The sequence below is a fragment of the Sorangium sp. So ce1153 genome, from assembly GCF_051521595.1.
Taxonomy (GTDB): Bacteria; Myxococcota_A; Polyangia; order Polyangiales; family Polyangiaceae; genus Sorangium.
Genome location: NZ_CP150361.1, coordinates 14368153 through 14392858, shown reverse-complemented (window position 1 = coordinate 14392858; position 24706 = coordinate 14368153). Strand labels below are relative to the sequence as shown.

General features: G+C 74.1%; 17 protein-coding genes. 8 read left to right on the top strand and 9 right to left on the bottom strand.

Features of this window, described 5'->3' with window-relative positions:
- Positions 1–106: 106 nt before the first annotated feature.
- Positions 107–1465, bottom strand: a complete 1359-nt coding sequence (locus tag WME85_RS52445; RefSeq protein ID WP_437833263.1) for a DUF6882 domain-containing protein — start codon at positions 1463–1465, stop codon at positions 107–109.
- Between the two features lie 134 nt (positions 1466–1599).
- Positions 1600–3579 carry a DsbA family protein gene (locus WME85_RS52440; RefSeq protein WP_437833260.1) on the bottom strand — a complete coding sequence of 660 codons (1980 nt, stop codon included), beginning with the start codon at positions 3577–3579 and terminating at the stop codon, positions 1600–1602.
- A gap of 140 nt (positions 3580–3719) precedes the next feature.
- Here WME85_RS52440 and WME85_RS52435 point away from each other — a divergent pair, with 140 nt between their 5' ends.
- The 4 genes from WME85_RS52435 to WME85_RS52420 all read left to right on the top strand — a co-directional run bounded on the left by WME85_RS52435 (position 3720) and on the right by WME85_RS52420 (position 10367).
- Positions 3720–5060 carry a GNAT family N-acetyltransferase gene (locus WME85_RS52435; protein ID WP_437833258.1) on the top strand — a complete coding sequence of 447 codons (1341 nt, stop codon included), beginning with the start codon at positions 3720–3722 and terminating at the stop codon, positions 5058–5060.
- Between the two features lie 75 nt (positions 5061–5135).
- Positions 5136–7991: a DUF4175 family protein gene (locus WME85_RS52430; RefSeq protein WP_437833255.1), complete on the top strand. Its 2856-nt coding sequence runs from the start codon at positions 5136–5138 to the stop codon at positions 7989–7991.
- Positions 7988–9559, top strand: coding sequence for a hypothetical protein (locus WME85_RS52425; protein ID WP_437833253.1), 1572 nt, complete (start codon positions 7988–7990; stop codon positions 9557–9559). Before WME85_RS52430 ends, WME85_RS52425 begins: the two co-directional genes overlap by 4 nt.
- 211 nt (positions 9560–9770) lie before the next feature.
- Positions 9771–10367, top strand: a complete 597-nt coding sequence (locus tag WME85_RS52420) for a hypothetical protein (protein WP_437833251.1) — start codon at positions 9771–9773, stop codon at positions 10365–10367.
- A gap of 10 nt (positions 10368–10377) precedes the next feature.
- Here WME85_RS52420 and WME85_RS52415 read toward each other — a convergent pair whose 3' ends face one another.
- Both WME85_RS52415 and WME85_RS52410 read right to left on the bottom strand, forming a co-directional pair.
- Positions 10378–11883, bottom strand: a complete 1506-nt coding sequence (locus WME85_RS52415; protein ID WP_437306643.1) for a sigma-54-dependent Fis family transcriptional regulator — start codon at positions 11881–11883, stop codon at positions 10378–10380.
- A gap of 32 nt (positions 11884–11915) precedes the next feature.
- Positions 11916–12758 (bottom strand): MBL fold metallo-hydrolase, encoded by an 843-nt coding sequence (locus WME85_RS52410; RefSeq protein WP_437833248.1) that lies wholly within the window; start codon positions 12756–12758, stop codon positions 11916–11918.
- 564 nt (positions 12759–13322) lie between these two features.
- Here WME85_RS52410 and asd point away from each other — a divergent pair.
- The 3 genes from asd to WME85_RS52395 are packed head-to-tail and all read left to right on the top strand — an operon-like array spanning position 13323 to position 18456.
- A complete protein-coding gene (gene asd, locus WME85_RS52405) occupies positions 13323–14045 on the top strand; it encodes an archaetidylserine decarboxylase (protein ID WP_437312339.1) in 723 nt (240 codons plus the stop codon).
- Positions 14042–16372, top strand: coding sequence for a methyltransferase domain-containing protein (locus WME85_RS52400; protein WP_437833246.1), 2331 nt, complete (start codon positions 14042–14044; stop codon positions 16370–16372). The genes asd and WME85_RS52400 overlap by 4 nt, the downstream gene beginning before the upstream one ends.
- A gap of 20 nt (positions 16373–16392) precedes the next feature.
- Positions 16393–18456 carry an FAD-binding protein gene (locus WME85_RS52395; RefSeq protein WP_437833243.1) on the top strand — a complete coding sequence of 688 codons (2064 nt, stop codon included), beginning with the start codon at positions 16393–16395 and terminating at the stop codon, positions 18454–18456.
- A 9-nt stretch (positions 18457–18465) separates the two neighbouring features.
- Here WME85_RS52395 and WME85_RS52390 read toward each other — a convergent pair whose 3' ends face one another.
- The 5 genes from WME85_RS52390 to rpmE form a co-directional block, all read right to left on the bottom strand.
- Entirely contained in the window at positions 18466–18804 is a 339-nt protein-coding gene (locus tag WME85_RS52390; RefSeq protein WP_437833240.1) for a histidine triad nucleotide-binding protein, read from the bottom strand.
- A gap of 12 nt (positions 18805–18816) precedes the next feature.
- Complete coding sequence (locus WME85_RS52385) at positions 18817–19380, bottom strand: hypothetical protein (protein ID WP_437833238.1); 564 nt, start codon at positions 19378–19380, stop codon at positions 18817–18819.
- On the bottom strand, positions 19377–20477 hold the full coding sequence (gene prfA, locus WME85_RS52380) for a peptide chain release factor 1 (protein ID WP_437306637.1): 1101 nt from the start codon (positions 20475–20477) through the stop codon (positions 19377–19379). Before prfA ends, WME85_RS52385 begins: the two co-directional genes overlap by 4 nt.
- A 68-nt stretch (positions 20478–20545) precedes the next feature.
- Positions 20546–21661: a DUF1385 domain-containing protein gene (locus WME85_RS52375; protein ID WP_437833235.1), complete on the bottom strand. Its 1116-nt coding sequence runs from the start codon at positions 21659–21661 to the stop codon at positions 20546–20548.
- Between the two features lie 282 nt (positions 21662–21943).
- The gene (gene rpmE, locus WME85_RS52370; RefSeq protein WP_437833232.1) at positions 21944–22153 is read right to left on the bottom strand and encodes a 50S ribosomal protein L31; all 210 of its coding nucleotides are present in this window, start codon (positions 22151–22153) and stop codon (positions 21944–21946) included.
- A 571-nt stretch (positions 22154–22724) separates the two neighbouring features.
- Between rpmE and dnaK the strand changes: the two genes are divergently transcribed.
- Entirely contained in the window at positions 22725–24644 is a 1920-nt protein-coding gene (dnaK, locus tag WME85_RS52365) for a molecular chaperone DnaK (protein WP_437833229.1), read from the top strand.
- Positions 24645–24706 lie beyond the last annotated feature (62 nt).

Below are 24706 nucleotides of genomic sequence, written 5' to 3'. Positions count from 1 at the left end.
CGCCCCGCCGGCGGCGCTGCGCGGCGGCGGCGAGGGGCGACGCCGGGGCCGGCTCAGCCGCGCGATTTGACGCGGCGGCCGACGCGGCGCCCGACGCGGCGGCCCGTCAGCCGAACAGGCTCCACTCGTCCTCGATGAGCGAGAGCGCGTTGATCAGCTCGACCGCGAGCTCGCGCTCCAGCCACTCGTCGATGCGCTGGCCGGCCGCGATCGCGCTGTAGCTCGCGCGCGGGATGCGCTTCGCGAGGTGCATCAGGCACGTGCCGGTCCGCTCGAGGCGCGCGACCCAGTCGGTGTCGCGGTAGGCGTACATGGCCTGGTGGAACAGCGAGTCGCTGAGCGCCGAGATCCTGTCGCGGACGACGTCGGCGGGCTCGGCGCGCGACGCGATCGCCTCGCGCACCTCGACGATGGCGCGCAGCACGAGCCCGACCGGCGCGCCGGGGTGGAACGAGGCGCGCTTCGGCACGAACGTCAGCTCGTCGAGCGCCAGGAAGTACCAGGCCTGCGGCGAGGACACGCGGTAGAGGTACGCCGCGCCGCAGGCCTCGGCCGCCGCCATCGCGATCTGCCAGGCGCCCGCCTCGTCGACGCTGTCCTGCTCCGCGGGCATCCCGTCGACGCGCTCGATCCCGGCGCCGCTGACGAGCGGATCGGCCCACGCCATGAGCAGGACCGAGGTGGCGCGCGACAAGCTGCAGAGGAGGCGCGCGCGCGCCTCGGCCGACACGCGGCCGCCCGGCGCGATCCAGACGAAGCGCCCGTCCTTGAGGTCGGCGCGATACTCGTGCGCCGAGACGCCGTGGGCGGCGAGCTGCTCGAAGAGCGCCTCGCCCCGCGCCGCCCAGCGCCGGGCGAGCGCCTCTTCGGCGCTGCCGGACGGCGTGTCGTCCCAGTCGAGCTCCGGCGGCCGGGGCGGCGCGAGCTCCGCCTCGCTCTCCGCCTTGGCGCGCCGGCGTCGCCGCTTCGGCGGCGCGACGCGGGCCTGCTCGTCGGCGCGCGCCCTCGCGGCGCGTCCCCTCGGCGCCGCCGGCCGGTCGGTCGCCGCGCGCTTGCCCGGCCGCGCCGGCCGCTCCGCCGCCGCGCGCTTGCCAGGCGCCGCGGGTCGCTCCGTCACCGCGCGCGCCGCGCGCTTGCCAGGCGCCGCCGGTCGCTCCGCCACCGCGCGTTTGCCAGGCGCCTCGGGTCGCTCCGTCACCGCGCGCGCCGCGCGCTTGCCAGGTGCCGCCGGCCGCTTCGTCGCCGCGCGCTCCGCCAGCGCGGCCGCTGCCTTGGCCTTCCTGGGCCGAGCCCGCGAGCTGGCCGGCTTGCGCTCCTGCCGGTCGCGCAGCGCGACCGGCGAGCCCGCCGCCGCGCCTCCGCGCTCGCCCGCCTTGGCGCGGGGCTGCGCGCGCGCGCGCCCGCTCGATGCCTTGACGGTGCGCCTGGGTTCGGCCGATGTCCCCCGACCGCGCGGTTTGGGCATTGGGACAGGCTATCACGAGGTCAACGGACAACACCGGTGGAGGCGCGCGGGGAAACGCACATGGCGGGCCGGTCGCTCGGCCGCCGAGCGCCGGGGCGCCCGGGGCCCGCGCGCTCCTCCCCTGGCCGTGCGGTTCAGCGCGCTTCGTCGAGGGCGCGGCGCACGACCTTCTTGAATTTGGCGAGCGGCTGGGCTCCGCTGATCAGGTAACCGTTGATCACGAACCCAGGAGTGCCGGTGATGCCGGCGCTCCGCGCGATCTGCATGTCGGCCTCGACCGCGGCCCGGTGGGTGCGCTCATCGAGGGCCCTGGCGAAGCGCGCCGCGTTGAGCCCGATCCCCGCGGCGTGCTGCTCCAGGGCCGCGCGGTCGAGGTTCGAGGTCCTGTTGTCCTTGAAGAGCCGGTCGTGCATCTTCCAGAAGCCGGCTGGCCCCTGCTGCGCCATCGCCTCCATGGCCGCCTCGGCGGCCAGCTGCGCGTCCGGGTGGAAGGGCAGCGGCAGGTGCCGAAAGACCACACGGACCTTGCCCGGAAAGGCCTTGAGGACCTCGTCCATCGTGGCCGCGCCGCGCGCGCAATAAGGGCACTGGAAGTCGGAGAACATCTGGATGACGACCTTGCCGGCGGCCGCCCCCTTGCCCGGGTTCTCCTTCGACGGCGGCGGCAGGGACACCCGCGGCGGGGGCGCCGGCGGGACCGCCTGCTTCTGGATGGCCTCGTAGACGCCCGCGCGCGGCGTCCCCGCGACGACCATGGCCTCCGCCTTCGCGATCTCCTCCTCGATGATCGCCTGGAACTTCTCGATCGGCTGCGCCCCGACCAGCTGGCGTCCGTTGATGAAGAAGTGCGGCGTCCCCACGGCGCCGAGATCGTCCGCGAGCTCCACGTCGGCCTCGATCTTGGCCGCGTGCTTGCGCGAGGCGATGGCGCGCTTCGCCGCCGCCACGTTCAGCTGGAGGTCCGCGGCGACGGCCTCGAGGGCGGCGTCGTCGAGGGCGGCCTCGCCCGCGAGGAGGCGGCCGTTGGCCTGCCAGAAGGCGGTATCCCCCTTCTGGGCCCGGGCCTCGCGCGCGAGCTCTGCGGCGGGCTCGGCCCGCGGATGGAACGGGAGCGGGTTGTCCTTCCAGACGACGCGCAGCTTGTCGCCGTACTGCGCCGCCAGCTTGTCGACCGTCGGCGTGACCCGCCTGCAGAAGGGACACTGGTAGTCGCTGAACAGCACCATCGTGACCAGCGCGGTGTCCTTGCCGCGCACCGGCGAGTCGCCGACGGGCACGAGGTGCACCACCTTGCTGGCCTCCGCCTCCTCGTCGTCCTCGGGCTCCTCGGCAGGGGGGGCGAAGTTCTTCTTCGCGAGCGCCGCGTAGACCTGCTCCGGCGGCGTCCCCTCGGCGCGGAGCGCCCGCGCCGAGGCGAGCTGCGCGTCGATGATCTCGGCGAACCGCTCCGCCGGCTGCGCGCCGACGACGAGGACGCCGTTGATGAACGACGCCGGCGTGCCGTCCACGCCGAGCCGCGCGGCGAGCGCCATGTCCGCGTCGACCTTCCGCGCCGCACCGCTCTGCTGGACGAGCTGCTTGAGCTGCCCCGGCGTCACGCCCGCCCGCCGGAGCGCCACGGCCTCGAGCTCCGGCGAGAGCCGCTCGTCCGCCTCGAAGATGGCGTCGTGGAACGACCAGAACGCGCTGGGGCCAGCGTGGGCGAACACCGCCATCGCGGCCTCCGCGGTCGGCCGAGCCTGCCTGTGGAAGGCGAGCGGGAAGTTCTTCCACACGACCCGCAGCTGCTCCGGGCCATACCGCTGCTCCAGCTGCCGCAGCGTGCCGCCCAGGCTCTTGCAGAAGGGACACTCGAAGTCGGAGAACACGACGACCGTCACGGGCGCGAGCCGGCTGCCGCGCGTCGGATCGGCGCGGGTCACCGGCACGGGGCCGGGGTCGCCCTCCGCGACCATGATGTCGTCGAGCGGCGCTCCCGGCGCGGCGCTCGGCGGCGCGCCGCCTGGCTTCGCCGCCCGCGAGGCGTCCGGAGGGGGCGGCGGCAGGGCGGAGCTGCACGCGAGGGCGAACAGCAGCGTTAGCCAGGCGACGGCGGCGATGGCGCGGCGGAGCATCGCGCGAGTGTACTCTCGTTCCACGACGGCGCCGGCGCCGCGCGGCGCCGCTGCGCCCGGCGCGGAACACCGCTGCACGTCCCGAGCAGCGAAGGAGACGCCCGCCCGAGGCGCGATTGACGCCCTCGCCGCCTTCGGCCATGACGGGCCCCGGCGCGCCGCTCGGCCGCGCCAGGAGAGCGCACCGGGAAGCCATGGAGAAGGTCTACAGCGCCGCTCGCGTCCAGCCCGAAGAGCACAGGGACGTCCTCGCGCAGCTCTGGAAAGAGAACCTCGCCCACGGCGAGGTGTCGCAGGAGTTCCTGGAGCGGCGGATGCGCTGGTTCCAGGAGCAGAACCCGGCCGGCCCCCCTCGGACGTGGATGGGCTTTCACGGCCCGGAGCGCGAGATCATCGGCAGCGGCTCGTTCTACCCGCGCGACATCTACGTCAGCGGGCGGAAGCTCAAGGCGGGCGTGCTCGGCGATTTCGGCGTGACCAAGGCGCACCGCATCGCCGGCGCCGCCATGAGCATCCAGCGCGAGCTCGCCAGGGGCTGCCGCGACGCCGGGGTCGACTTCCTCTACGGCTTCCCCAACAAGGCCTCATTCCCGATCTTCCAGCGCGCCGGCTACAAGAAGATCGCCGACTCCATCATCTGGGTCCGGCCCCTCATGGCCGCGTACAAGCTGCACGAGCTCGCGTCCTCGTCGGCCGGCGAGCAGCACAGCACGGTGAGCGCGGTGGTGCAGCGGGTCGCCGAGCGGGCGGCCTCGGCGATCCCCCACCCCCGCTGGCGCGCGCTCTGGGAGGCGGCGGAGCCGGCCGCCGCGCCCGCCCCGCTCACGCAGGCGCTGTCGACGGCCGCCGAGCGCCTGGTGCAGCGCGCGACGGTGAAGCCGGACAACGCCCTGGTCCGCGCCGCGGGGCGCGCTGTCGACGGCTCGATGGCGCTCCGGGACGCCGCGGCGCTGCTCGCGCGGGGCAGCCGCGTGCGCACCGAGCTCGTGGACGCCGCCGACCACCGCTTCGACGAGCTGTGGTCACGGGCGAAGCCCGCGCCGATCGCCGGCGAGCGCAGCGCTCAGTTCCTGAACTGGCGCTACGCGCAGCTCGGCAATATCCGGCACCGCTTCTTCTGCATGCTCGACAGGCACGACGGGCGGCTGCTCGGCTACGCCGTCTACGCGGTGCGGAACAACAAGGTCGAGGTGACCGACCTGTTCTGCGAGGACGACGGCCCCCTGCTCGACGCCCTGCTCCTCGAGTTCTGCCAGGCGATGCGGCGCGAGGGGCACGTCTCCGTGGGCATGCTCCTCGTGACCCCGCCCGCGTTCAACGCGCGCCTGCGGGCGCTCGGGTTCTTCTCCCGCCCCCACCCGCCGAAGGTCGGCTCGCGGTGGCTCGTCGTACACCTCGACCCGAGCTTCCCGGAGGAGCTGCGGCGCGTGCTGCTCGACCCGAACAGCTGGTTCATGACCGACGGCGAGCTCGACGTCTGATCGCCGGGGCCCTGCTCCCGGGGGCGTCCCATCGATTCGCTGGACCACCTCCGGCCGCCGATTACCCTTGCCTCCATGGATAACGAGGCGCCGGCCCTGTCCATCGCGCGGCTGCGCTCCGTCTGGGATGCGGAGGTGGGCCCCTCCGCGCGGCGCGCGCTCACCGCGGCGGCGTGCGCGGGGCTGTTCGGCGCGGCGCACGTGGCGCGCGTCGGGTCTCCGCTCGCCCGCGGGCTCGCCGGCGCCGGCCTCGCGCTGCTGCTCGCGGCGATCGCCGCGCGCGCGGTTGTCGCGCGGCGGCGCCGCGGCGACGCCCGGCGCACGGTGCGCGAGATCATCGGCCGCACCGACGAGGCGCTCGGCGCCGCCACCCTGAGGGCGCTCGCGCTCGTGGATCGCGCCCGGACCGACGATCGGGTCGGGTCGCCGGAGCTCGCCGGCCTCCACCTCGCGCGGCTGCTCGGGCGCGCCTCGCAGGCGAGGATCACCGCGCGCGCGCAGCGAGCGGCGGCGCGCTGGGCGATCGCGGGCCTCGCCCTCGGCGTGGCGGCGCTCGCGGCCGCCGCGATCGAGCCGTCGCGCGTCGTCGAGGGCCTGGACGTCCTCGCCGCCCGCCGCGGCGAGGCGCCGCTCGATCTGCCGTGGCTCGAGGACATCGAGATGACGGCCACGCCGCCCGAGTACCTCCACGAGGGCGCGGAGGTGCTCCTGCCCTTCGTGACGACGATGCAGCCCCGGGGGACGGTGATCACGGTGCGCGGCCGCCCCGTCCGCGCCGGCCGCGCGCTCGTGCTGACCGACGGCGGCGCCGAGGTCCCGTTCGTCGACGACGGCAAGGGCGGCGTGATCGCCCGGTGGACGCTCGGCGACTCGACGACCTTGCAGGCGGCCGCGCGCTTCGGGCAGGTGCGCGTCCGGCAGGCCGACGCGCAGCGGGTCGTGTCGATCCCGGACGACGCGCCGCGCGTCACGCTCGAGGGGGCCCCGCGCACGGTGAAGCTCCTCGACGAGCCCAGCATCCCGCTCCGCTACGAGATCACCGACGATCACGGCCTGCGCGAGGTCGATCTCGTCCTGCGCGCCGGCGCCAAGGAGGAGCGGCGCGTGCTCTCGCGGCCGGCGGGGGACGCGAAGGTCGATCGCGGGGGCTACGAGCTCAGGGCGCGCGACCCCTTCTTCCGCAGGACGTACGTGCCCGTCGAGGTGCGGATCGAGGCGCGCGACAACGACCCGATCGAGGGCCCGAAGTGGGGCAGGAGCGAGGCGATCCTGGTCGTCCCGCCGCAGGTGGGCGAGCCCGAGGCGCGGCGCTACGTCGCGCTCTTGAAGGCGCGCGACGCCCTCACCGACCTGCTCGCCGACCGCATCGGCCAGAAGGCGCCGGAGGCGGGCGGCGCCGCGGGGCACGCGGCGCACGAGGCCGAGGCGCAGGCGACCGCGAAGGCGGAGGTCGAGCGGGCGCTCTCCGCGGACTACGGCGGGCTCCGGGTGCGCGGGCGCATCGCGTCGCTCGCGCGAGGCCAGCTGGCGAGGCTCGACCAGGCGCTCGCCGCGGAGCGGAAGGCGACCACCCGCGCGGCGCACCAGAAGCTGCTCGACGAGACCGAGGGCGTGCTGCTCGCGTTCGACGCGGGCCTGCGCGGCCTCGGCTACCGGGACGCCCAGGCCGTCGCGCAGCGGCTGGCCGACGTCGCCGACGAGGCCGCGGCGGCGGCGGAGCTCCTCGACGGCGGCGACCGCGACAACGGCGAAGGGCGCCTCGAGGCGGCGGTCACGGTGCTGGGCGGCGGGGGGGTCGAGCTGAGCAAGCTCGGCGACCTCGGCCTCGACCTCGGGGAGATCGTCGCGAACGACCTGCGCAGGATCGCGCGCGCCCGCGGCGCGAGCGACTGGGCGCACGCCGAGCTCGCGGCGCGCGACCTCGCGGCGCGGCTCAGGCGGCCGGAGCCCTCGTTCGGCGGCGGCGGCCGCGGCGGGGTGGAGTCCGGGGCGCCGCGCGGGCCGGAGCCCGGCGACGCCTCGAGCGCCGACGAGAGCGTCGCGCAGAGCGAGCGCGACCTCGAGGAGCTCGCGCGCGACCACGCCGCCGAGATGAACGCGGTCGCCGAGGAGCTCGCGCGCGCGTCGACGCCCGAGGACATCGCGGCGCTCCGCGAGGAGGCGAAGAAGCACGCCGAGGCGATCCGCGAGGCGGTGCGGGGCCTGCCGCAGCCCGGCGCGGCGCCGGGCTCGGCCGAGTCCGCCGCGGCCGACGGCAGGGAGCAGGCCGAGGCGATGGCGGGCGCGCTGGAGCAGGGCCGCCCCGAGGACGCGGTCCAGAGCGGTCAGGGCGCGATGCGCTCGCTGGGCGAGGCGAAGCGGCTCGGGTCGAAGAGCGGCGGCTTCTTCCCCGAGGAGCGGGCGGGCCGCGAGGCCGCGGAGGCGCAGCAGGCGCTCGCCGACGAGCTGGCCTGGGCCGAGGAGGCGCTGCGCAAGCTGCGGCAGGCCGCGTCGGAGCGGGCGCGGGAGGGCCTCGAGAGGTCGAGCCAGCGCGAGGGCTCGCTCGCCGATCGCGCGCGCGACCTCCGCAAGCGCGGCGAGCGCGGCGACGGCCGCATGCCGGAGGAGATGCTCGAGCGCCTCGACGACGCCGAGCAGGCGATGCGCGACGCCCAGCGCTCGCTGTCCGAGGGGGACGGCGAGCAGGGCAGCGAGCGCCAGCGCGACGCGCAGCGGCTGCTCGAGATGTCGCGCAGCGAGGACCAGGGCCAGGAGGGCGACGGCGACCAGGAAGGGGACAGGGACATGGCGAGGAAGGCCGACATCCCGGACAAGGACAAGCACAAGGGCCCCGAGGAGTTCCGGCGGCGTGTGCTCGAGGGGCTCGGGGGCACCTCGGAGCCGCGGCTGCGAGAGGCGGTCAAGCGTTACGCGGAGGGGCTGCTGAAATGAAGCGCATCGGTGGTCCGGTGAGCCCGGCCAGGGCGCCTCGGCGGGGCGCGGCGGCCGCCAAGCGCGGCCTCCGGGCGGTGGTCCTCGCCGCGCTCGCGACCTCCTCGGCGACCGCGTCGGGCCGCCTGTCCGTGGGCGATCTCGACCGCGCCGTGCGGGCGCGGGCCGCGATCCTGGAGATCGACGCCCCGGCGGCGCGGGACATCCTGAAGGACGTGGACATGGCGGACCCCGCGCTCGCGCTCGAGCGCGGCCGGCTCGCCATCTACGAGGGCGACTGCGACGCCGCCGCGGCGATCCTCGCGCGCCCCGACCTCTCGGCGACGGCGGAGGGCGCGGCGCTCGGCGACATCGCGCGCGGCTGCGCCCGCGCCACCGCCGCGACGGTGGTCGTCAACGACGAGGCGCGCGGCGTGTGGGTGCGGCTCCAGGACGACGACGATCGCGCGCTCGTGCCGCTCCTCGTCGAGGTCGCGGCGAGGACGCGCGACGTGCTCGCGAAGGACCTCGGGGTCGAGCTCCTGAGGCCGCTGCGGATCGATCTCGTCCGGGACCAGTTCACGCTCTCGGCGATGACGGGCCTGCCCGAGGACGCGGCGCGGACGACGGGCACGGTCGCCATCGCCAAGTGGGGGCGGGTGACGATGCTCTCCCCGCGCGCGACGCCGAACGGCTATCCGTGGCTCGACACGCTCGCGCACGAGATCACGCACCTCGCGCTCTCGCGCGGGACGCGCGACAACGCCCCGCTGTGGCTGCAGGAGGGCGTGGCCAAGCGCGAGGAGGTCCGCTGGCGCGAGCCCGACCCGCTGGACGACGTGCCGTCCGCCGACGCTGTCGCCTGGCTGGGCATCCAGAAGGGCCTCGGGCGCCCGCTCGACAAGATCGGCCCCTCGATCGCGATGCTCCCGAGCGCGGAGGAGGCGGCGATCGTGTTCGCCGAGGTCGCGAGCTTCATCCGCTACTGGACGAGGGAGGCGGGCGACACGGCGCTCCCCCAGCTCCTGGTCCGGCTCAAGGCGGCGAGCAGCGACGCGGATCTGGAGCGGGCGATCGCGGAGATCTCCGGCGCGGATCTCGCGGCTTGGGACAAGCGCTGGCGCGCCTACCTCGCCACGGTGCCGGCGGACGTGCCGCCCGATCTCGCGCCCGGCGGGGACATGCCGCACCGGCAGGAGGTCGGCAAGCGCGTGCGGCTCGGGCAGCTGCTCCACGAGCGCGGCCACCACGCCGCGGCCGCCGTCCAGCACGCTCGCGCGCAGGCGCTCGCGCCGCACGAGCCGGCGGTGCGCTGCTTCCTCGCCGCCGCCCTGCTCGCGTCGGGCGAGCGCGCCAGCGCCGCGCCGCTCGTCGAGCAGGTGGAGGACGTGAACAGCCGCCACGGCCGGTGGTGGTCGTTGCACGGGCTGCTCCACGGCGGCCCCGGCGCGGACCGCGCCTTCTCGGCGGGTGTCGCGCTCGACCCGCTGAGCCCCGAGGTGGCCTGCGAGGAGAAGCTGCCGCCCGAGCTCCCCGCCGATCCCGTCCGATCAGCGCTCTGCGAGGCCGCGCGCCGCAGGGCGCCCTAGTTCCGCGCGCAGACGCCGCTTCGCGGCGGCTGCGCGCGGGCGGCCCTGGCTTTGTTTCCTCGGGGCTCGGCCCCGAACCCCGGCGTCCGAAAAGAACGACGATCTGAGGAAACGACGCCGCTGAACGCAATGCCTCGCTCGCGCCGGTTTCTGCGCGAGCCCGCCCGCGCCTGCTTCCGCGGCGCTGGAGCGCGCCTTTACGGTACGCGCGATGCTGAACGCTGGCCGCGTCGCCCTGGTGATCGCGCTGAGCCTCGTCCTGCCCGCACGAGCGTACGCGCGCGATCCCCGGAGCGCCCCGCCGCCGGGCGTCTACGGCGAGCTCCACGCCTCCTCCATGCTCGTGTTCGGCCTGATGCCCGTGACGGGCATCGGCGTCTCGTCCGCGCTCGCCCTCCGCTGGCTCGACGCCTCCCTGTGGCTGGAGGCGCGCGCGTTCAAGGCGCTGGGCCGCAATGACGGAGCGATCCTGGGCCAGGCAACCGGCGCCGGAGCGGGGGCCACCTCGCTCTGCAGGCACAGGGAGGCCGTCTTCCTCTGCTACGTCGTCCAGCTTGGAGCGCTCCGCGCCTCCGCCGTCGACGACCTGAGGCCCACAGAGTCCAGCTCCCCCTGGTTCGTCACCTCCGGCGCGCGCGGGGGCGCCGAGTGGCGCGTGTCCCGGCACCTCCAGGTGCGCGGCTTCCTCGAGCTCCACCTCGTGCTGCTGCGCCCTCTGCTGCGGGTCAGCACCCTCGCGCAGGAGCAGACCTCTCACGTCGCGGCGATCGCAGGGATCGGCCTGACGCTGCCGGTGAGCCTGCGCTGAGCGACGCGCCTCAGTTCTTCGCGCGGAGCGCCCGGGCCAGGGTGTTCCTGCCGACGCCGAGCCGCTTCGCCGCTTCCGTCTTGTTCCCCTCGCACGCCCGGACCATCGCCTCGACGTAGCGACGCGTCACCTCGTCGAGGGTGAGGCCGAGCGGCAGCGCGACCCGCTCGTCGCCCTCGTGCGCAGCCGCGGCGGGCGGCGGGGCGCCCTCGCGCCGCCGCGATGGAAGGTGCCCCGCGGTGATGCGGCCGTCGGGCGCGAGGGCGATCGCGCTCTCGACCCAGTGCTCGAGCTCGCGCACGTTGCCCGGCCAGGTGTGCGCGCGGATGTGGCGGAGCGCCTCCAGATCGAAGCGCGGCGCGGGCCTGCCGTACCTCGTCGCGTAGACGTCCGCGAAGTGCCGGGCCAGCGTCTCGACGTCCTCGGGGCCGCGCTCGCGCAGGGCCGGCAGGTCGATCTCGACGACGCGCGCCCGATAGTAAAGGTCCTTCCGGAAGCGGCCCTCGGCGACCGCGCGCTCGAGGTCGCAGTGCGTGGCGCACACGACGCGCACGTCGGCGTGGAGCGTCTGGCGCCCCCCGACGCGCTCGAACGATCGATCCTGCAGGAAGCGGAGGAGCTTGCCCTGGATGTCGAGCGGCAGATCCCCGAGCTCGTCCAGGAAGAGCGTGCCGCCCTCCGCGAGCTCCACCTTGCCGGGCACGCGGCGGTCCGCGCCGGTGAACGCCCCGCGCTCGTGGCCGAAGAGCTCGCTCTCCACGAGCTGCGCCGGCAGCGTCGTGCAGTCGACGGTGACGAAGGGCCTCGTCTGGCGCCTCGAGTTCACGTGGATCGCCCGCGCGAAGAGGCTCTTGCCGGTGCCTGTCTCGCCGCGCAGCAGCACGGTCGCGTCGGTCTGCGCCGCGAGCTGGACCTTCTCGTACACGGCGCCCAGCCGCTCGCTGCGGCCGACGATCCGGTTGAACGGCCCCTGCAGCACGACGCCCGGCCCGCCGCCCTCGGCGGCGCGGAGCGTCGTCAGCGCGAGCGCGCGGGCGAGCTGCGTCGCGAGCGCGACGAGGTAGCGCTCGTCCTCCTCGTCGAACGGCGCGCCCGCGCGGTTCAGCAGCTGGACGACGCCGCGGACCGGCGCGGCGCCGTCCTCCCGGATGGGCGCGACGAGCATCGAGCGCGTCGTGTAGCCCGTCGCCCGGTCGGCGGACGGATCGAAGCGCGGATCGCGCGCGGCGTCGTCGACGCGCACGACCTCTCCGGTCCTGGCGACGTGCCCCGCGATGCCGCGCCCGAGCGGCTGCCGCAGCGCGGGGAGCTCGGGCAGGAGGGCGACGCGCGTCACGAGATCGCCGCGCTCGGCGTCGACGAGCCAGATCGTCGCGCGGTCGGCGCGGAGCGCCTTCGCGAGCCGCTCGCACGCCGTGCCGAGGAGGGCGTCGAAGTCGACCTCCCGGGCGAGGAGGGAGGCGAGATCGACGAGCAGCGAGAGGCGCGACATGGATAGCGGAGCAGGATCCAGCATAGAGGTCGCCGCCCTTGTCGTCATCCGCGTCATCACGCGGCCCGCGCGAGGGCCTCGACGTTGATGCAGAGCCCCTCGCGCGCGGCGACCGAGGCGGGGAAGAGCTCGCGCGAGAGGCGCTCGATCTCGGCGACCCCCGCGTCCGTCCGCTGCGGGTCGTGGTGGAAGAGGACGAGCTTGTGCGCGCCGCACGCCCTCGCGATCTCGGCCCCCGCCACGTAGGTCGAGTGCCCCCAGCCGACCCTCGAGCGGCCGCCGTCGCCGCGGTACTCCTCGGGGGTGTACTGCGCGTCGTAGATGAGCACGTCGGCGCCGTCCGCGAGCGCGCGCAGCGCCGGATCGACGCAGGCGTAGTGCTCGGTGTCGGTCGCATAGACGACGCTGCGGCCCGCGTGCTCGACGCGGTAGGCGAGGACGCCGCCCGGGTGGTTCAGCTTCGCGGTGCGCACGTGGACCTCGCCCACGTCGAACGCCTCGCCGGGCCGCGCCTCCCGCAGCGCGATCTGCGCGCCGAGCTCGTCGAGCCGGACCGGGAAGCTCGGCGCCGCCATCTGCGTCGAGAGCGCGTCGCGGAGGCTCCCGACCCCGTGCGCGCTGCCCACGATCGACAGCTTCGAGCTCGGCAGGTACGCCGGCACGAAGAACGGCAAGCCCTGGATGTGATCCCAGTGCAGGTGGGAGAGCAGCACCGTCGCCTCGACCGGCCCCTCCCGGAGCAGCGCGTCGCCGAGCCTGCGCACGCCCGTCCCTGCATCGAGGATGATCCGCGACGATCCGCAGCGGATCTCCACGCAGCTCGTGTTGCCGCCCACCGACGCCGTCTCCGGCCCAGGCGAAGCGATGCTCCCGCGAACCCCCCAGAACCTGATCTCCATCGCCGTCTCGTGCCTCCTGGGCCTCCTTCAGCGAGCGGCGTGCCAGGACGTATACGCTTGAAACCGTTCCGTTTTTCTGCCTCGCTCCCCGCGGGCGATCGAAGTTGCAGCGCCTCGTCCGGATCGGCGCTTCAGAATGGAGCGCGCGGACCGGGGCGGTCCGCGGGCGAGCACCGCGCATTTGCGCGGAGCGGCGCTTCGCGGTTGACGCGCTCGCGGCGACGTGGAGAAACGGGGAGCACGGGGGACGGGCCTGGCGTCGCGCGACGGGGATCGCGCTGTGCGTCGCGCGTCGCGTCAAGGCTGAGCTCCTTCGCTGGCTGAGGGACCGCGCCTGGGTGGCCTGTGTGGACAGTTCGCTTGACCCGAGCGTTGACCCAGGTACTTCCCGAGGCCTAGCATTCCTGCACCGCTCTTTTTCCCGCATCGATAACGCCGCTCCGCACAATGACCGTTGCCACCTACGCCGCCGCACAGCTGTTGCGGGTGCTTCCGCGAGAGCGCATTACCCGGGCCGTTGGCCGCCTCTGCGACGCCAGGGCACCCGCCGCTGTCTTGAACACGGTGGTCAAGCTCTACGCGCGCGCGTACCGCGTCGACATGGACGCGGCCGAGGTGCTGACGAGCCCTTACGAGAGCTTCGACGCGTTCTTCACGCGCAAGCTCCGCGAGGGGATGCGCCCTGTCTGCTCCGACCCAGGAGCCATCACCAGCCCCGCCGACGGCCGGATCGCCGCGATCGGCCCCGTGACCGAGGGCGGGCGCCTGTTCATCAAGGGGCAGCCCTACCGGGTGGAGGACCTCGTGGGCGACCCCGCGGAGGCCACCCGCTACGACGGCGGGCAGTTCGCTGTCGTCTACCTGTCGCCCCGCGACTACCACCGGGTCCACGCCCCCGTCGCCGGCCAGGTGAGCGTCATCCGCTCGATGCCCGGGGAGCTCTTCCCGGTGAACTCGATCGGCGAGCGCCACGTCCCGGGCCTCTTCGCCCGCAACCGGCGCGTCGCGATCGTGATCGACACCGAGCGCCAGGGGCGCGTGACGGTCGTGATGGTGGGCGCGATGATCGTCGGACGGATCACGGTGAGCGGCATCGACGCGCGCGACGTGCCGCTCGGCGTGCACGCGATCTCGCCGGCCCTCCAGGTCGCGTGTGGCGAGGAGATCGGCAAGTTCCACCTCGGCTCCACGACGGTCATGTTCGTGGAGCGCGGGGCGGCGCCCCCGTGGAGCAGGGCTCCCGGGCCGGTCCTCTATGGAGAGCCGCTCGACGGGGGCAAGCGATGACGAGCGAGCGGCCGCGCAACCCCCTGGCTGCGTCCGCCCAGGAGGGCGGCGTCTCCGGAGAGCCCGGCGCGCCCCTGCCGGGCGATGCAGGGAGCGCGGCCGCATCAGCGCCGCAAGGAGAGCAGGGCTCGTTCTCCGCGCGCTCGTCGTCCCCTCCACGGCCCGAGCGCATGCCCAGCGCGCGCCCGCAGCCCGCGACCACGACGCCGCTGCCGCGCCTCGACGTCGTCGCGGGCATGGCCGACGGGAGCTCCAGCGTGCAGCGCTCGGAGATCCCGGATCTCGACCTCGACCCGCGCATCGCCGGGCCGCCCACGGAGCGCTCGCGGCACGGGACTCCCCTGCCGGCGAACCCCGCCGCCAGGCGAGCCTGGCAGTCGCTGGCCGCCGAGGTGGAGCGGACCGCGGACGTGGAGCGCGGCGACGGCACGAAGGCCGCGCGCCGCCGCTCGCGGCGGCTCGTGAACCTGGCTGGAGACGCGCCGCCGCAGGGCGACGACGAGGGCGCCGCGCCGGAGGAGGCCGCCGCGCACGGCGGCGCCGCGACCCCGCGCACGAGCGCGCTCCAGGACGTGCAGGACGACGACGGCTGGCTGGACGCGGCGAGGCCTCCCAGTCAGCCGGCGCTGGAGGAGCCCAGGCCGACCAGCAAGCCGGCGCCGGCGCCGAACCTGGCGGAGCTCGTGGCGCCCCGCGCGGTCCCGCGCCCGTCGCCGAAGTCGTCGTCGAGCGTGCCGCCGATGCCGATGCCGCTCCCCGGCGGCCTCATCATCGACCCGGACTCGGTCGCGGTGATCCGGCCGCTCCAGATCCTCAGCATCGAGTCGAACCTGCCGCCGGTCAGCTCGGCGCCCGAGCCCGCCAAGCCGCCGCTGCTGACGGAGCCGACCGAGCACGAGTGGCCGCCGCTCCAGTTCAGGACCCGGTCCGAGTTCCCGACCGCGCTCGGGCTGGAGGCTTTCCAGGACACCCCCGCGGAGGGCCCACCGACCTCGCGCGACGAGACCGACGAGACCGACGAGACCGACGAGCTCGATCCCGGGAGGCTGCGGCGACAAAGGGCGGCCTCGTCCCCGGAGATCGAGGCGCGCGCCCTGGACTGGCCGCTGGGGCCGAGCGCGGACGAGCTCGCGGAGCTCGAGCCGGAGCTGGTCGACGAGCCGAAGGCCGAGCTGCCGAGCGCCCCGCCCGAGGCGGGCGAAGGCGAGCAAGCAGCGGCCCAGGCGACGCGCAGCACCTTGCCGCCGAAGAGCAGCGAGGTCGAGCTCGAGGAGGTCGAGCCCGAGCGCGACGGTGAGACGGCGGACGAGCGCGCGGCCGCCCGGGCCGACGCGCAGGTGGCGCAGCCCAAGAAGCCGCCGCCGCCGCCGCCGCTGCCGCCGCGGCGCCCGCGCACGCACGCGCTGGCCTCGCCCGATCTCGCGACGTTCACGAGCTCGGTGCCGCCGCCGCCCGTGTCCGTGCCGCCCCCGCCCGCCGAGCCACCGGTGGCCGCGCGGCCAGCCGCCGCGGCGCCGGTGGCGGCGAAGCAGGTCGAGCTCGATCCGAACTCGGGCCCGTCAACCGAGCCCGCCGTGCGCCGCAAGCGCCCCTGGTGGGAGGAGCTCTTCGGCGACGACTTCCTGCGCACGCTCGACAAGATCGACGGGAAGGTGGTTCGCCGCGAAGCCGACTTCATCGAGGAGCGGCTCGGCGTCGAGAAGGGCGCGGTGATCCTCGACCTCGCGTGCGGCGCGGGCGGCCACGCGATCGAGATCGCGAGCCGCGGCTACAGCGTGGTCGGCTTCGACCTGTCGCTGGCGATGCTGGCCCGCGCCGCCGACGACGCGCAGGACCGCGGCCAGAAGCTGAACTTCCTCCAGGGCGACATGCGCGAGATGACGTTCGAGGAGACCTTCGACGGCGTCTACTGCTGGTCCACGAGCTTCGGCTACTTCGACGACGAGAAGAACCTGGACGTCCTCGCCCGCATCCGCCGCGCCCTCCGCGCGGGCGGCATGCTCCTGCTCGACATTGTCAACCGCGACTACGTGGCGTCCCGCCAGCCGAGCCTGGTCTGGTTCGAGGGCGACGGCTGCGTCTGCATGGATGAGATGCAGGTGGATTTCTTCACGAGCCGGCTCAAGGTGAAGCGCACCGTGATGTTCGAGGACGGCCGCTCGCGCGAGCTCGACTACTCGATCCGCCTCTACGGGCTGCACGAGCTCGGCAAGCTGCTGCACGAGGCGGGCTTCAAGGTCACCGAGGTGACCGGCCACCCCGCGCACCCGGGGGTCTTCTTCGGCTCGGAGTCGCCGCGGCTCATCATCCTTGCGGAGCGGACCTGAGGAGCTAGGGGCTCCTGAGCATGAGCTTCGAGGCCGCGATCGCGCGCGCGCTGCCGGGCATCCCGCATAGCGCCTCCCCCGTCGACCAGATCGCCTACGCCCGCGATCTCTGGCCGCGGCACCACCTCGCCGTGACGGAAGGCCGCATCGCCGAGCACCGGCCCGGGATGATCGTCTGGCCATCGTCCACCGAGGAGGTCGCCCAGGTCGTCCGCTTCTGCGCGGACGAGGGGCTCCCGCTCGTGCCGTACGGCGCGGGCTCGGGCGTTTGCGGCGGCGTCTTGCCGGACCACCGGACGGTGGTGCTCGACCTCAAGCGGCTCTCCCGCCGGCGCTCGCTCGACCGCCAGGCCCCGTCCGTCGAGGTCGAGGCCGGCGCGCTCGGCATCCGTTTCGAGGAGGAGCTCAACGCCGAGGGCTTCACGCTCGGCCATTTCCCGTCGTCGATCCTCTGCTCGACCGTGGGGGGCTGGGTCGCGGCGCGCAGCGCCGGCCAGTGCTCGGGGCTCTACGGCAAGATCGAGGACATGGTCGCGTCGCTCGAGTGCGTCGTCGGCCGCGGCGAGGTCGTCCGCCTCCACCGGCGCGCGCACGGCCCGGATCTCACGCCGCTCCTCATCGGCAGCGAGGGCGTGCTCGGCGTCGTCACGGCCGCGACGCTCAGGCTCCACCCCGCCCCGCCGGCGCGCGCGTTCGCCGCCTTCTCGTTCCCCAGCCTGGAGGCCGGGTGGGACGCGATGCGGGAGATGTTCCAGGCTGGCCTCCGCCCGGCGGTCTCGCGGCTCTACGATCCGTTCGACTCGTTCATGGCGCGGCTCGGCGCGGTGCGCCGGCAGCGCGCGCACGCCGGCGCGGGGGACGAGCCCTCGGAGGCGGCGGCGGCGGCGGCGCCGTCGCGCGGGGCGCGGGGCCCCGGGGCCGGCGCCGCGGTGCTGCGCGGCCTGCTGCGCGTGCCGGGGGTGCTCAACCAGGTCGTCGACGCCGTCGGGTCGCGCGTGCTCCGCGGCGCGACGCTCATCCTCATCTTCGAGGGCACGGCGCGCGCGAGCGCGGAGGATCTCGCCCGCGCCGCGGCGATCGCCGCGCGCGGCGGGGCCAGGCCGCTCGGCGAGGAGCCGGCGCGCCACTGGCTCGCGCACCGCTACAGCGTGAGCTACCGCCAGGCGCCCGTCTTCATGGCCGGCGCGTTCAGCGACACCATGGAGGTCGCCGCGCCCTGGTCGCGCCTCGACGCGCTCTACCGCGCGGTGCGCGGCGCGCTGGGGCGCCACGTGTTCGTGATGGCCCACCTGTCCCACGCCTATCCGGACGGCTGCAGCATCTACTTCACCTTCGCCGGCAGCGCGCCGAGCGTCGCGGCGGCCGAGGCGAAGTACGACGCGGCCTGGCGCGCGGCCCTCGACGCCGCGATCGACGCCGGCGGCACGCTCTCGCACCACCACGGCGTGGGCCGCAGCAAGGCGCCCCGGCTCGGCGCGGAGCTCGGCCTCGGCGCCGACGTCGTCCATGCGCTCCGGGGCGTCTTCGACCCGGCCGGCATCATGAACCCGGGCAACCTGCTCCCGCGCGACGCCGTCCCGCGCTCCCCGGTGCCGCGCCCGCGGGCGGCGCCGGCGTCGCCGGTGCTGGACCGCGCCTCCCTGCTCGTGCACGCCGCCGGCACCGCTCGCCTCGCCGACGTCGAGCGCGCGCTCGCGCAGCACGGCCTGACGCTGGGGCTCGAGCTCGACGCGGCCTCGCGCGAGCTCACGATCGACGCGTGGATCGCGGCGGGCGCGCCCGGCGCCCCGGATCCGTGGGGCGACCCGGTCGACCACCTGGTCGCCGGGTTCACCGCGCGGCTCGCGTCCGGCGCCGAGCTCGCGGTGCGGCCTGCCCCGCGGCGCGCCGTGGGCCCGGATCTCTTCGCGCTGTTCCTCGGCGTGGAGGGGCGCGTCGGCGAGATCACGTCCGTACACCTGCGCGCCCACGGCGCGTCGCGACCCCGCGCGCTGCCGACGTCGCTGCCCCGGCAGCCGCCGCTCGGCGAGGCGGAGGCGGCGTGGCTCGACGCGGTGGTGGGCGCCGCCCGCGACGTGCGCTGAGCGCTGCGCTCAGCCGGGGGGCCAGGCCATCGGCCGCCCGCCGATGACGTGCACGTGCAGGTGGAAGACCGTCTGGCCGGCGTTCGCGCCGTGGTTCACCACGGTCCTGAAGCCGCGCTCCGCCACGCCGGTCAGCTCGGCCACCCGCCTCGCGGCGAGCAGCAGCCGGCCGAGGACCGCCTCGTCCTCGGGCGCGGCGTCGCCGATCCCCGCGATGTGGCGCTTCGGGATGATGAGCACGTGCGTCGGGGCCTGCGGGTTCACGTCATGGAAGGCGAGCACGTGCTCGTCCTCGAACACGACCTTCGCCGGGATCTCCTTGTTCGCGATCTTGCAGAAGATGCACATGGTCGTCGTCTCCTAGGGTGCTTGCGTATCGCGCTGCTCCCGGTCACGCGGTAGCGCCCTGGTCGCCGCGTCCGGCTCTCCTGGCTCTCCCTGGCCAGGCGCTCCCGTGGCTCCGCCGCGGGCCTCCTCGGGCAGGAGCCGGGCGAGCGCGCGCTCGATGCGCGACGTGTCCGCCGGCTCGGGGAGCAGGTCCTGGGGCAACGGGGTGCCGATCGCCGAGCTCGTCCGGGCGACGTCGTCGCCCTGCGGCGCGGCCCGCGGGGCGGCGCCGCGGGAGACCGCGATGCGGAGCACCGCGAGCTCGAGGGCGTCGAGCGCGGCGGTGCGCTTCAGCCCGAGCGACGGCACGTCGTACGTGAGCAGCGCGCCCCCGCTCTCGGCCGGCGCGAGCCCGGCGCGGTCCGCGCCCGCGACGAGCTGCCGCACGATGCTCCGGAGGAGCGCCGCCCGCCGCCGCACCCGGCGCGTCTCCGGGTCGGTGTAGAGCGAGAAGAAGCGGTTGCGCGAGAAGGTCGTCGGCGCGAGCACGAGGGCGACGAACAGCGCCTCCAGATCGATGGGCGGCGCCCCCCTCACGTCGCGGACTCCAGCGCGCCCGCGGGCCCCGAGAGCCCGCCCCGCCGCAGGAGCTCCGCCTGACGGTGCGTGCGCAGCGCGCCGATGAGCTCCTCGAGATCGCCCTCGATGATCTTGTCGAGCTTGTGCAGCGTGAGGCCGATGCGGTGATCCGTGACGCGGTTCTGGGGGAAGTTGTAGGTCCGCACCTTCTGCGCGCGCTCCCCCGTCCCGACCATGGTCCGCCGCTCGGCGCTCTGGGCCTCCTCCTGCCGGCGCTGCTCGAGCTCGAGCAGCCGGCTCCGGAGCACCTTCATCGCCTTCGCCTTGTTCTTCAGCTGGGAGCGCTCGTCCTGGCACTTCACGATCATGCCCGTGGGCAGGTGCTTGATCTGCACGGCGCTGTTCGTCGTGTTGACGCCCTGGCCGCCGGGGCCGCCCGACGCGGCGATCGAGATCTCCAGGTCCTTGTCGTCGATGTGCACGTCGACCTCGTCGGCCTCGGGCAGGACGGCGACGGTCGCGGTCGAGGTGTGGATCCGCCCCTGCGTCTCCGTCGTGGGGACCCGCTGCACGCGGTGAACGCCGCCCTCGTAGCGGAGGTGGGAGTAGACGTCCTGCCCCGTGATCAGCGCCGCGACCTCCTTGTAGCCGCCGGCGGAGGCCTCGCTCAGGTTGAGCACCTCGACCTTCCAGCGCTTCGTCTCCGCGTACCGGCAGAGCATGCGGAAGAGGTCGGCGGCGAAGAGCGCCGCCTCCTCGCCGCCCTCGCCGCTCCGGATCTCGATCACGGTGTTGCGGCCGTCGTTCGGGTCCTTCGGCAGGAGGAGCACCTCGAGCTCGCTGGCGAGGCGCTCCCGCTCGAGCTCGAGCTCGGGCAGCTCCGCCTGGGCGAGCTCGGACAGATCGGGGTCGCTGAGCGCCTCGCGGTCCTCGGCGATGCGCCGCTCGACGTCGCGGAGCCGGGCGAACGCGGCGACCACGGGCTCGATCTCGGTCCGCTCTCGGTTGAGCCGCTGGAGCTCGGCCGGGGCCGAGAGCACCGCGGGGCTGCACATGAGGTGCTCGAGTTCCTGAAAGCGGCGCTGGACCGCCTCGAGTTTCGCGATAGGTAGCATCTGCAATCCGAAGACGGGCGGAGTTGGACGGCGAGGCGCGCGTCGGCGGCGCGCGGCGGCGGCGCGCGCTAGCCGTGGGCGCCAGCGTAGCCGGGGTCGGCCAGCAGCTTCGAGTAGTCCTCGAACACCCGATCAGGCTGGACCGGCGCGGCCACCGACTCCTCACGCCAGAGCGTCGCGCGGAGCGAGGCGAGGGCGACCTCCAGCTGCGCGTCGTCGGGCTCCGCGGTCGTGATCTTCTGGACCAGGAACCCCGGCCAGAGCAGCGCGCGGAGCGGGCCCGTGGTGCAATACCGCGCGAAGATCCGCTGGATCTCGAACGTCACCGCGGCGATGAGCGGGAGGAACGGCAGCTTCATCAAGAAGAAGCCGACGCTCTCCACGAGCCGGCCGCCGGGCAGCTTCGGCAGGAACGCGCCGAGGGACGCCCCGGCCACCGAGAACACCACGATGGACACGAGCGCCACCATCACCAGGAACGTCGTCCCGCAGCGCGGGTGCATGGCCGTCTTCCGCCGCGCGTTCTCGACCTCGAGCGCCTCGCGCGCCTCGTAGGTGGAGATCGCCTTGTGCTCCGCCCCGTGGAACTGGAAGACGCGCCGGACCTCCGGGATCTGGCGGATCAGGAGGAGGTAGGTGACGACGATGGCGAGCTTCGCCACGCCGGTGATCGCCTGGAACCCGGGCGACGTGACCTCCAGCCCGAGACCGAAGAGCTTGTTGACCAGCTCGGCGCCGGCCTGAGGCGCCGCCACGAAGAGCAGGACCGCAAAGGCGATCGGGAGCAGGCCCATGCCCCCTCCCCGCTTCTTCGCTTCCGCGCCGTCCGGCGCGGGGCTGCCCGCGGTCTGCGCCGGCTCGACGTCCTGCGCCGCGATCGCCGCCATGCTGAGCGCCAGCGAGGTGAGGCTGGCCCCGCTCGCTTGTCCGGCGCTCGGCCGCTTGGACGCCGGGCCCTTGGCCGAGTCCGCCTCCTCGGCCGCGAGGTCCTGCTCGTAGAGGTCCGCGGACCACCGGAGCGCCTGGGACCCGAGGCGCAGCGACTCCACGAGGGTCGCGATCCCCCGCACGAACGGCCAGTTACGGGGCCCCCTGGGCGCCGCGGTCATCGGCTGCTCGCGCACCACCAGCTCACCGGAGCGGCGTCGGCAGACGATCGCGACCGAGCTCGGCGATCGCATCATGACCCCCTCGATCACCGCTTGGCCGCCGATATACGGACGTGCAGGCTGCTCGCTCATACGCGTTCCAATCTAGCGCATAACCCGGCTGGCGCATCGCGCCTGGCCGACCAGCGCTGCGAATGTGGATGCATGACGTCGCGCGGGGCGACGCCTCGACCGCTCGCGCTCGCGGCGAGCGGGCTCGGACGTACCGGAGCCTCCGCCCACGCCCCGGGCGGGGCGCGGCGTGAAGGGAGTGTCTGTAAAGGAGGGATGCGACGGCGCGGGGGGCGATCAGCCCGCCTACTTGCCGGCGGTCGCCGCGTACTTCTTGCGGAAGCGGTCCACGCGGCCGGCGACGTCCATGATCTTGTGCTTGCCCGTGTAGAACGGGTGGCAGGCGGAGCACACGTCGGTGGTAAAGCTGCCGCGGGTGGAGCGGGTCTCGACGACGGCGCCGCACGCGCAGGTGATCGTGGAGTCCTTGTACTCGGGGTGGATGCCGGGCTTCATGGTGAGTCCTTCGGGTGTTACGAGGGAGGGCGCCTATAGCTCAGCGCGTCCGGGACCGCAAGAAGCCCCTCCGACGCGCGTCTCTTCCGGTTCCGGGCTGCTGCTCGGTCCGCGTGAGCCGCACGGCTCACGCGGCTCGCGCGTTTCGCGTGAACTCGCGTCAGCTCGCGTCAGACGGCGCGGCAGAGACCCCCGACGCGTTCGGGGAAGCCTGCCGTTCCGCTCCGGTGCGAGGCACCGGCTCGGGCTGCCGCGGCGCGAACATCGCGAAGCGCGGAAGCCGAACGTGCGGCCCGGGGGCGCTCCGGTCAAGGCCCGGACCTGGCCGGGGCCCGCGCACGGCAATTGCTAGGGGCGGCGTTGACGCTCGGATGCACATGGTTAGTTTCGCGGTCGCGAGCCAGCGAGCTCGCGAAAATCGGCGAAAGTATCCGAATTCCCAGCGGTTTTTGACGGCTCTGGAGCAGGGGCTCGCGGCAGCTGTCAGCCGAGCCCTGCTGGCCGGTCGGGTCTTCTCGCCCCCCGCGATAACCAAGCCGTCGCGCACACACTTCTCGGAGGGTTCAACGTCATGGGCAAGATCATCGGCATCGACCTCGGCACGACCAACAGCGTCGTCGCGGTGATGGAGGGCAAAGAGCCCAAGGTCATCGTGAATGAGGAGGGCTCGCGCCTCACGCCGTCTGTCGTGGCCTGGGACGACAAGGGCGAGGTGCTCGTCGGACAGATCGCCAAGCGCCAGGCGGTCACGAACCCCACCAACACCATCTACTCGGCCAAGCGCTTCATGGGGCGCCGCTTCGAGGAGGTCCAGGACGAGTCGAAGCGCGTCCCGTACAAGGTCAGCAAGGGCAAGAACGGCGACGCCGGGATCGAGGTGCGCGGCAAGCAGATGTCGCCGCCCGAGGTCTCCGCGAAGGTCCTCCAGAAGCTGAAGAAGGCCGCGGAGGACTACCTCGGCGAGAAGGTGACCGACGCCGTCATCACGGTGCCGGCGTACTTCAACGACGCGCAGCGCCAGGCCACCAAGGACGCGGGCCGCATCGCCGGGCTCGAGGTGAAGCGCATCGTCAACGAGCCCACGGCGGCCGCGCTCGCGTACGGCCTCGACAAGAAGAACGAGCAGGTCATCGCCGTCTACGACTTCGGCGGCGGCACCTTCGACATCTCGATCCTCGAGGTCGGCGACAACGTCGTGCAGGTCATCTCGACCAACGGCGACACCCACCTCGGCGGCGACGACGTCGACCACCTCGTGATGGACTGGCTGGCGGCCGAGTTCAAGAAGGACACGGGGATCGACGTCGCGAACGACAAGATGGTCGTGCAGCGGCTCAAGGACGCCGCGGAGCAGGCGAAGATCGAGCTGTCGAACGTCCAGGAGACGACGATCAACCTGCCGTTCTTGACCGCGGACGCGTCGGGGCCGAAGCACCTCCAGAAGCAGCTCACCCGGGCGAAGCTCGAGCAGATGATCCGGCCGCTCATCGACCGCACGCTCGAGCCGACGCGCAAGGCGCTGGCGGACGCGAAGAAGACGCCGCAGCAGATCGACGAGATCGTCCTCGTCGGCGGCTCGACCCGCATCCCGCTGGTCCAGGAGACGGTCAAGAAGTTCTTCGGCAAGGAGCCCCACAAGGGCGTGAACCCGGACGAGGTCGTGGCGGTCGGCGCCGCGGTCCAGGCGGGCGTGCTCTCGGGCGACGTGAAGGACCTCGTGCTGCTCGACGTCACGCCGCTCTCGCTGGGCGTCGAGACGCTCGGCGGCGTGATGACCGTGATGATCTCGAGGAACACCACGATCCCGACGCAGAAGAAGGAGATCTTCTCGACCGCGACCGACAGCCAGCCGAGCGTCGAGGTCCACGTCCTCCAGGGCGAGCGCACCGAGGCCCGCTACAACCGGACCCTGGGCCGCTTCCACCTGGAAGGCATCATGCCGGCGCCCCGCGGCGTCCCGAAGATCGAGGTGACGTTCGACATCGACGCGAACGGCATCCTGTCGGTGCACGCCAAGGACACGGCCACCGGCAAGGATCAGCGCATCACGATCACGGCCTCCGGCGGCCTGAAGGAGGACGAGATCAGCCGGATGGTCAACGAGGCGGCGACGCACGAGGCCGAGGACAAGCGGCGGCGCGAGGAGATCGAGCGGCGCAACAAGCTCGACAACCTCTGCTACACGCTGGAGAAGACGATCGGCGAGAACAAGGAGAAGCTGCCGGAGAGCGACGTCTCGGCGCTGAACGGGATCATCGCCGAGGGGCGCTCGGCCATCGAGAAGCAGGACGACGCGGCGGTGACCTCGGTTCTGGAGCGGCTCGAGAAGGAAGCGCACCGCATCGCGAGCGTGATGTACGAGAAGGCCGGCCCGCCGCAGGACGGCGGGGGCGCGGCGCCCGGCGGCGCTGCGGGAGGCCAGCCGCCGCCCCCTGCCGGCGGCAAGGGCAAGGAGTCGGTCATCGACGCGGAGTTCGAGGAGTCGAACTGACCACCGCGGGGTGAGCGAACCTCCACGAGCACGACGAGCGCGGCTTCGGCACGCGCTCGTCG

Bases quoted from the DNA above. Each gene is read 5' to 3' on its own strand.
- prfA (WP_437306637.1), bottom strand. From the start codon at position 20,477: ATGCTACCTATCGCGAAACTCGAGGCGGTCCAGCGCCGCTTTCAGGAA.
- WME85_RS52440 (WP_437833260.1), bottom strand. From the start codon at position 3,579: ATGCTCCGCCGCGCCATCGCCGCCGTCGCCTGGCTAACGCTGCTGTTC.
- WME85_RS52400 (WP_437833246.1), top strand. From the start codon at position 14,042: ATGACGAGCGAGCGGCCGCGCAACCCCCTGGCTGCGTCCGCCCAGGAG.
- WME85_RS52420 (WP_437833251.1), top strand. From the start codon at position 9,771: ATGCTGAACGCTGGCCGCGTCGCCCTGGTGATCGCGCTGAGCCTCGTC.
- dnaK (WP_437833229.1), top strand. From the start codon at position 22,725: ATGGGCAAGATCATCGGCATCGACCTCGGCACGACCAACAGCGTCGTC.
- WME85_RS52410 (WP_437833248.1), bottom strand. From the start codon at position 12,758: ATGGAGATCAGGTTCTGGGGGGTTCGCGGGAGCATCGCTTCGCCTGGG.
- WME85_RS52375 (WP_437833235.1), bottom strand. From the start codon at position 21,661: ATGATGCGATCGCCGAGCTCGGTCGCGATCGTCTGCCGACGCCGCTCC.
- WME85_RS52390 (WP_437833240.1), bottom strand. From the start codon at position 18,804: ATGTGCATCTTCTGCAAGATCGCGAACAAGGAGATCCCGGCGAAGGTC.
- rpmE (WP_437833232.1), bottom strand. From the start codon at position 22,153: ATGAAGCCCGGCATCCACCCCGAGTACAAGGACTCCACGATCACCTGC.
- WME85_RS52415 (WP_437306643.1), bottom strand. From the start codon at position 11,883: ATGCTGGATCCTGCTCCGCTATCCATGTCGCGCCTCTCGCTGCTCGTC.
- WME85_RS52430 (WP_437833255.1), top strand. From the start codon at position 5,136: ATGGATAACGAGGCGCCGGCCCTGTCCATCGCGCGGCTGCGCTCCGTC.
- WME85_RS52425 (WP_437833253.1), top strand. From the start codon at position 7,988: ATGAAGCGCATCGGTGGTCCGGTGAGCCCGGCCAGGGCGCCTCGGCGG.
- WME85_RS52395 (WP_437833243.1), top strand. From the start codon at position 16,393: ATGAGCTTCGAGGCCGCGATCGCGCGCGCGCTGCCGGGCATCCCGCAT.
- WME85_RS52445 (WP_437833263.1), bottom strand. From the start codon at position 1,465: ATGCCCAAACCGCGCGGTCGGGGGACATCGGCCGAACCCAGGCGCACC.
- WME85_RS52435 (WP_437833258.1), top strand. From the start codon at position 3,720: ATGACGGGCCCCGGCGCGCCGCTCGGCCGCGCCAGGAGAGCGCACCGG.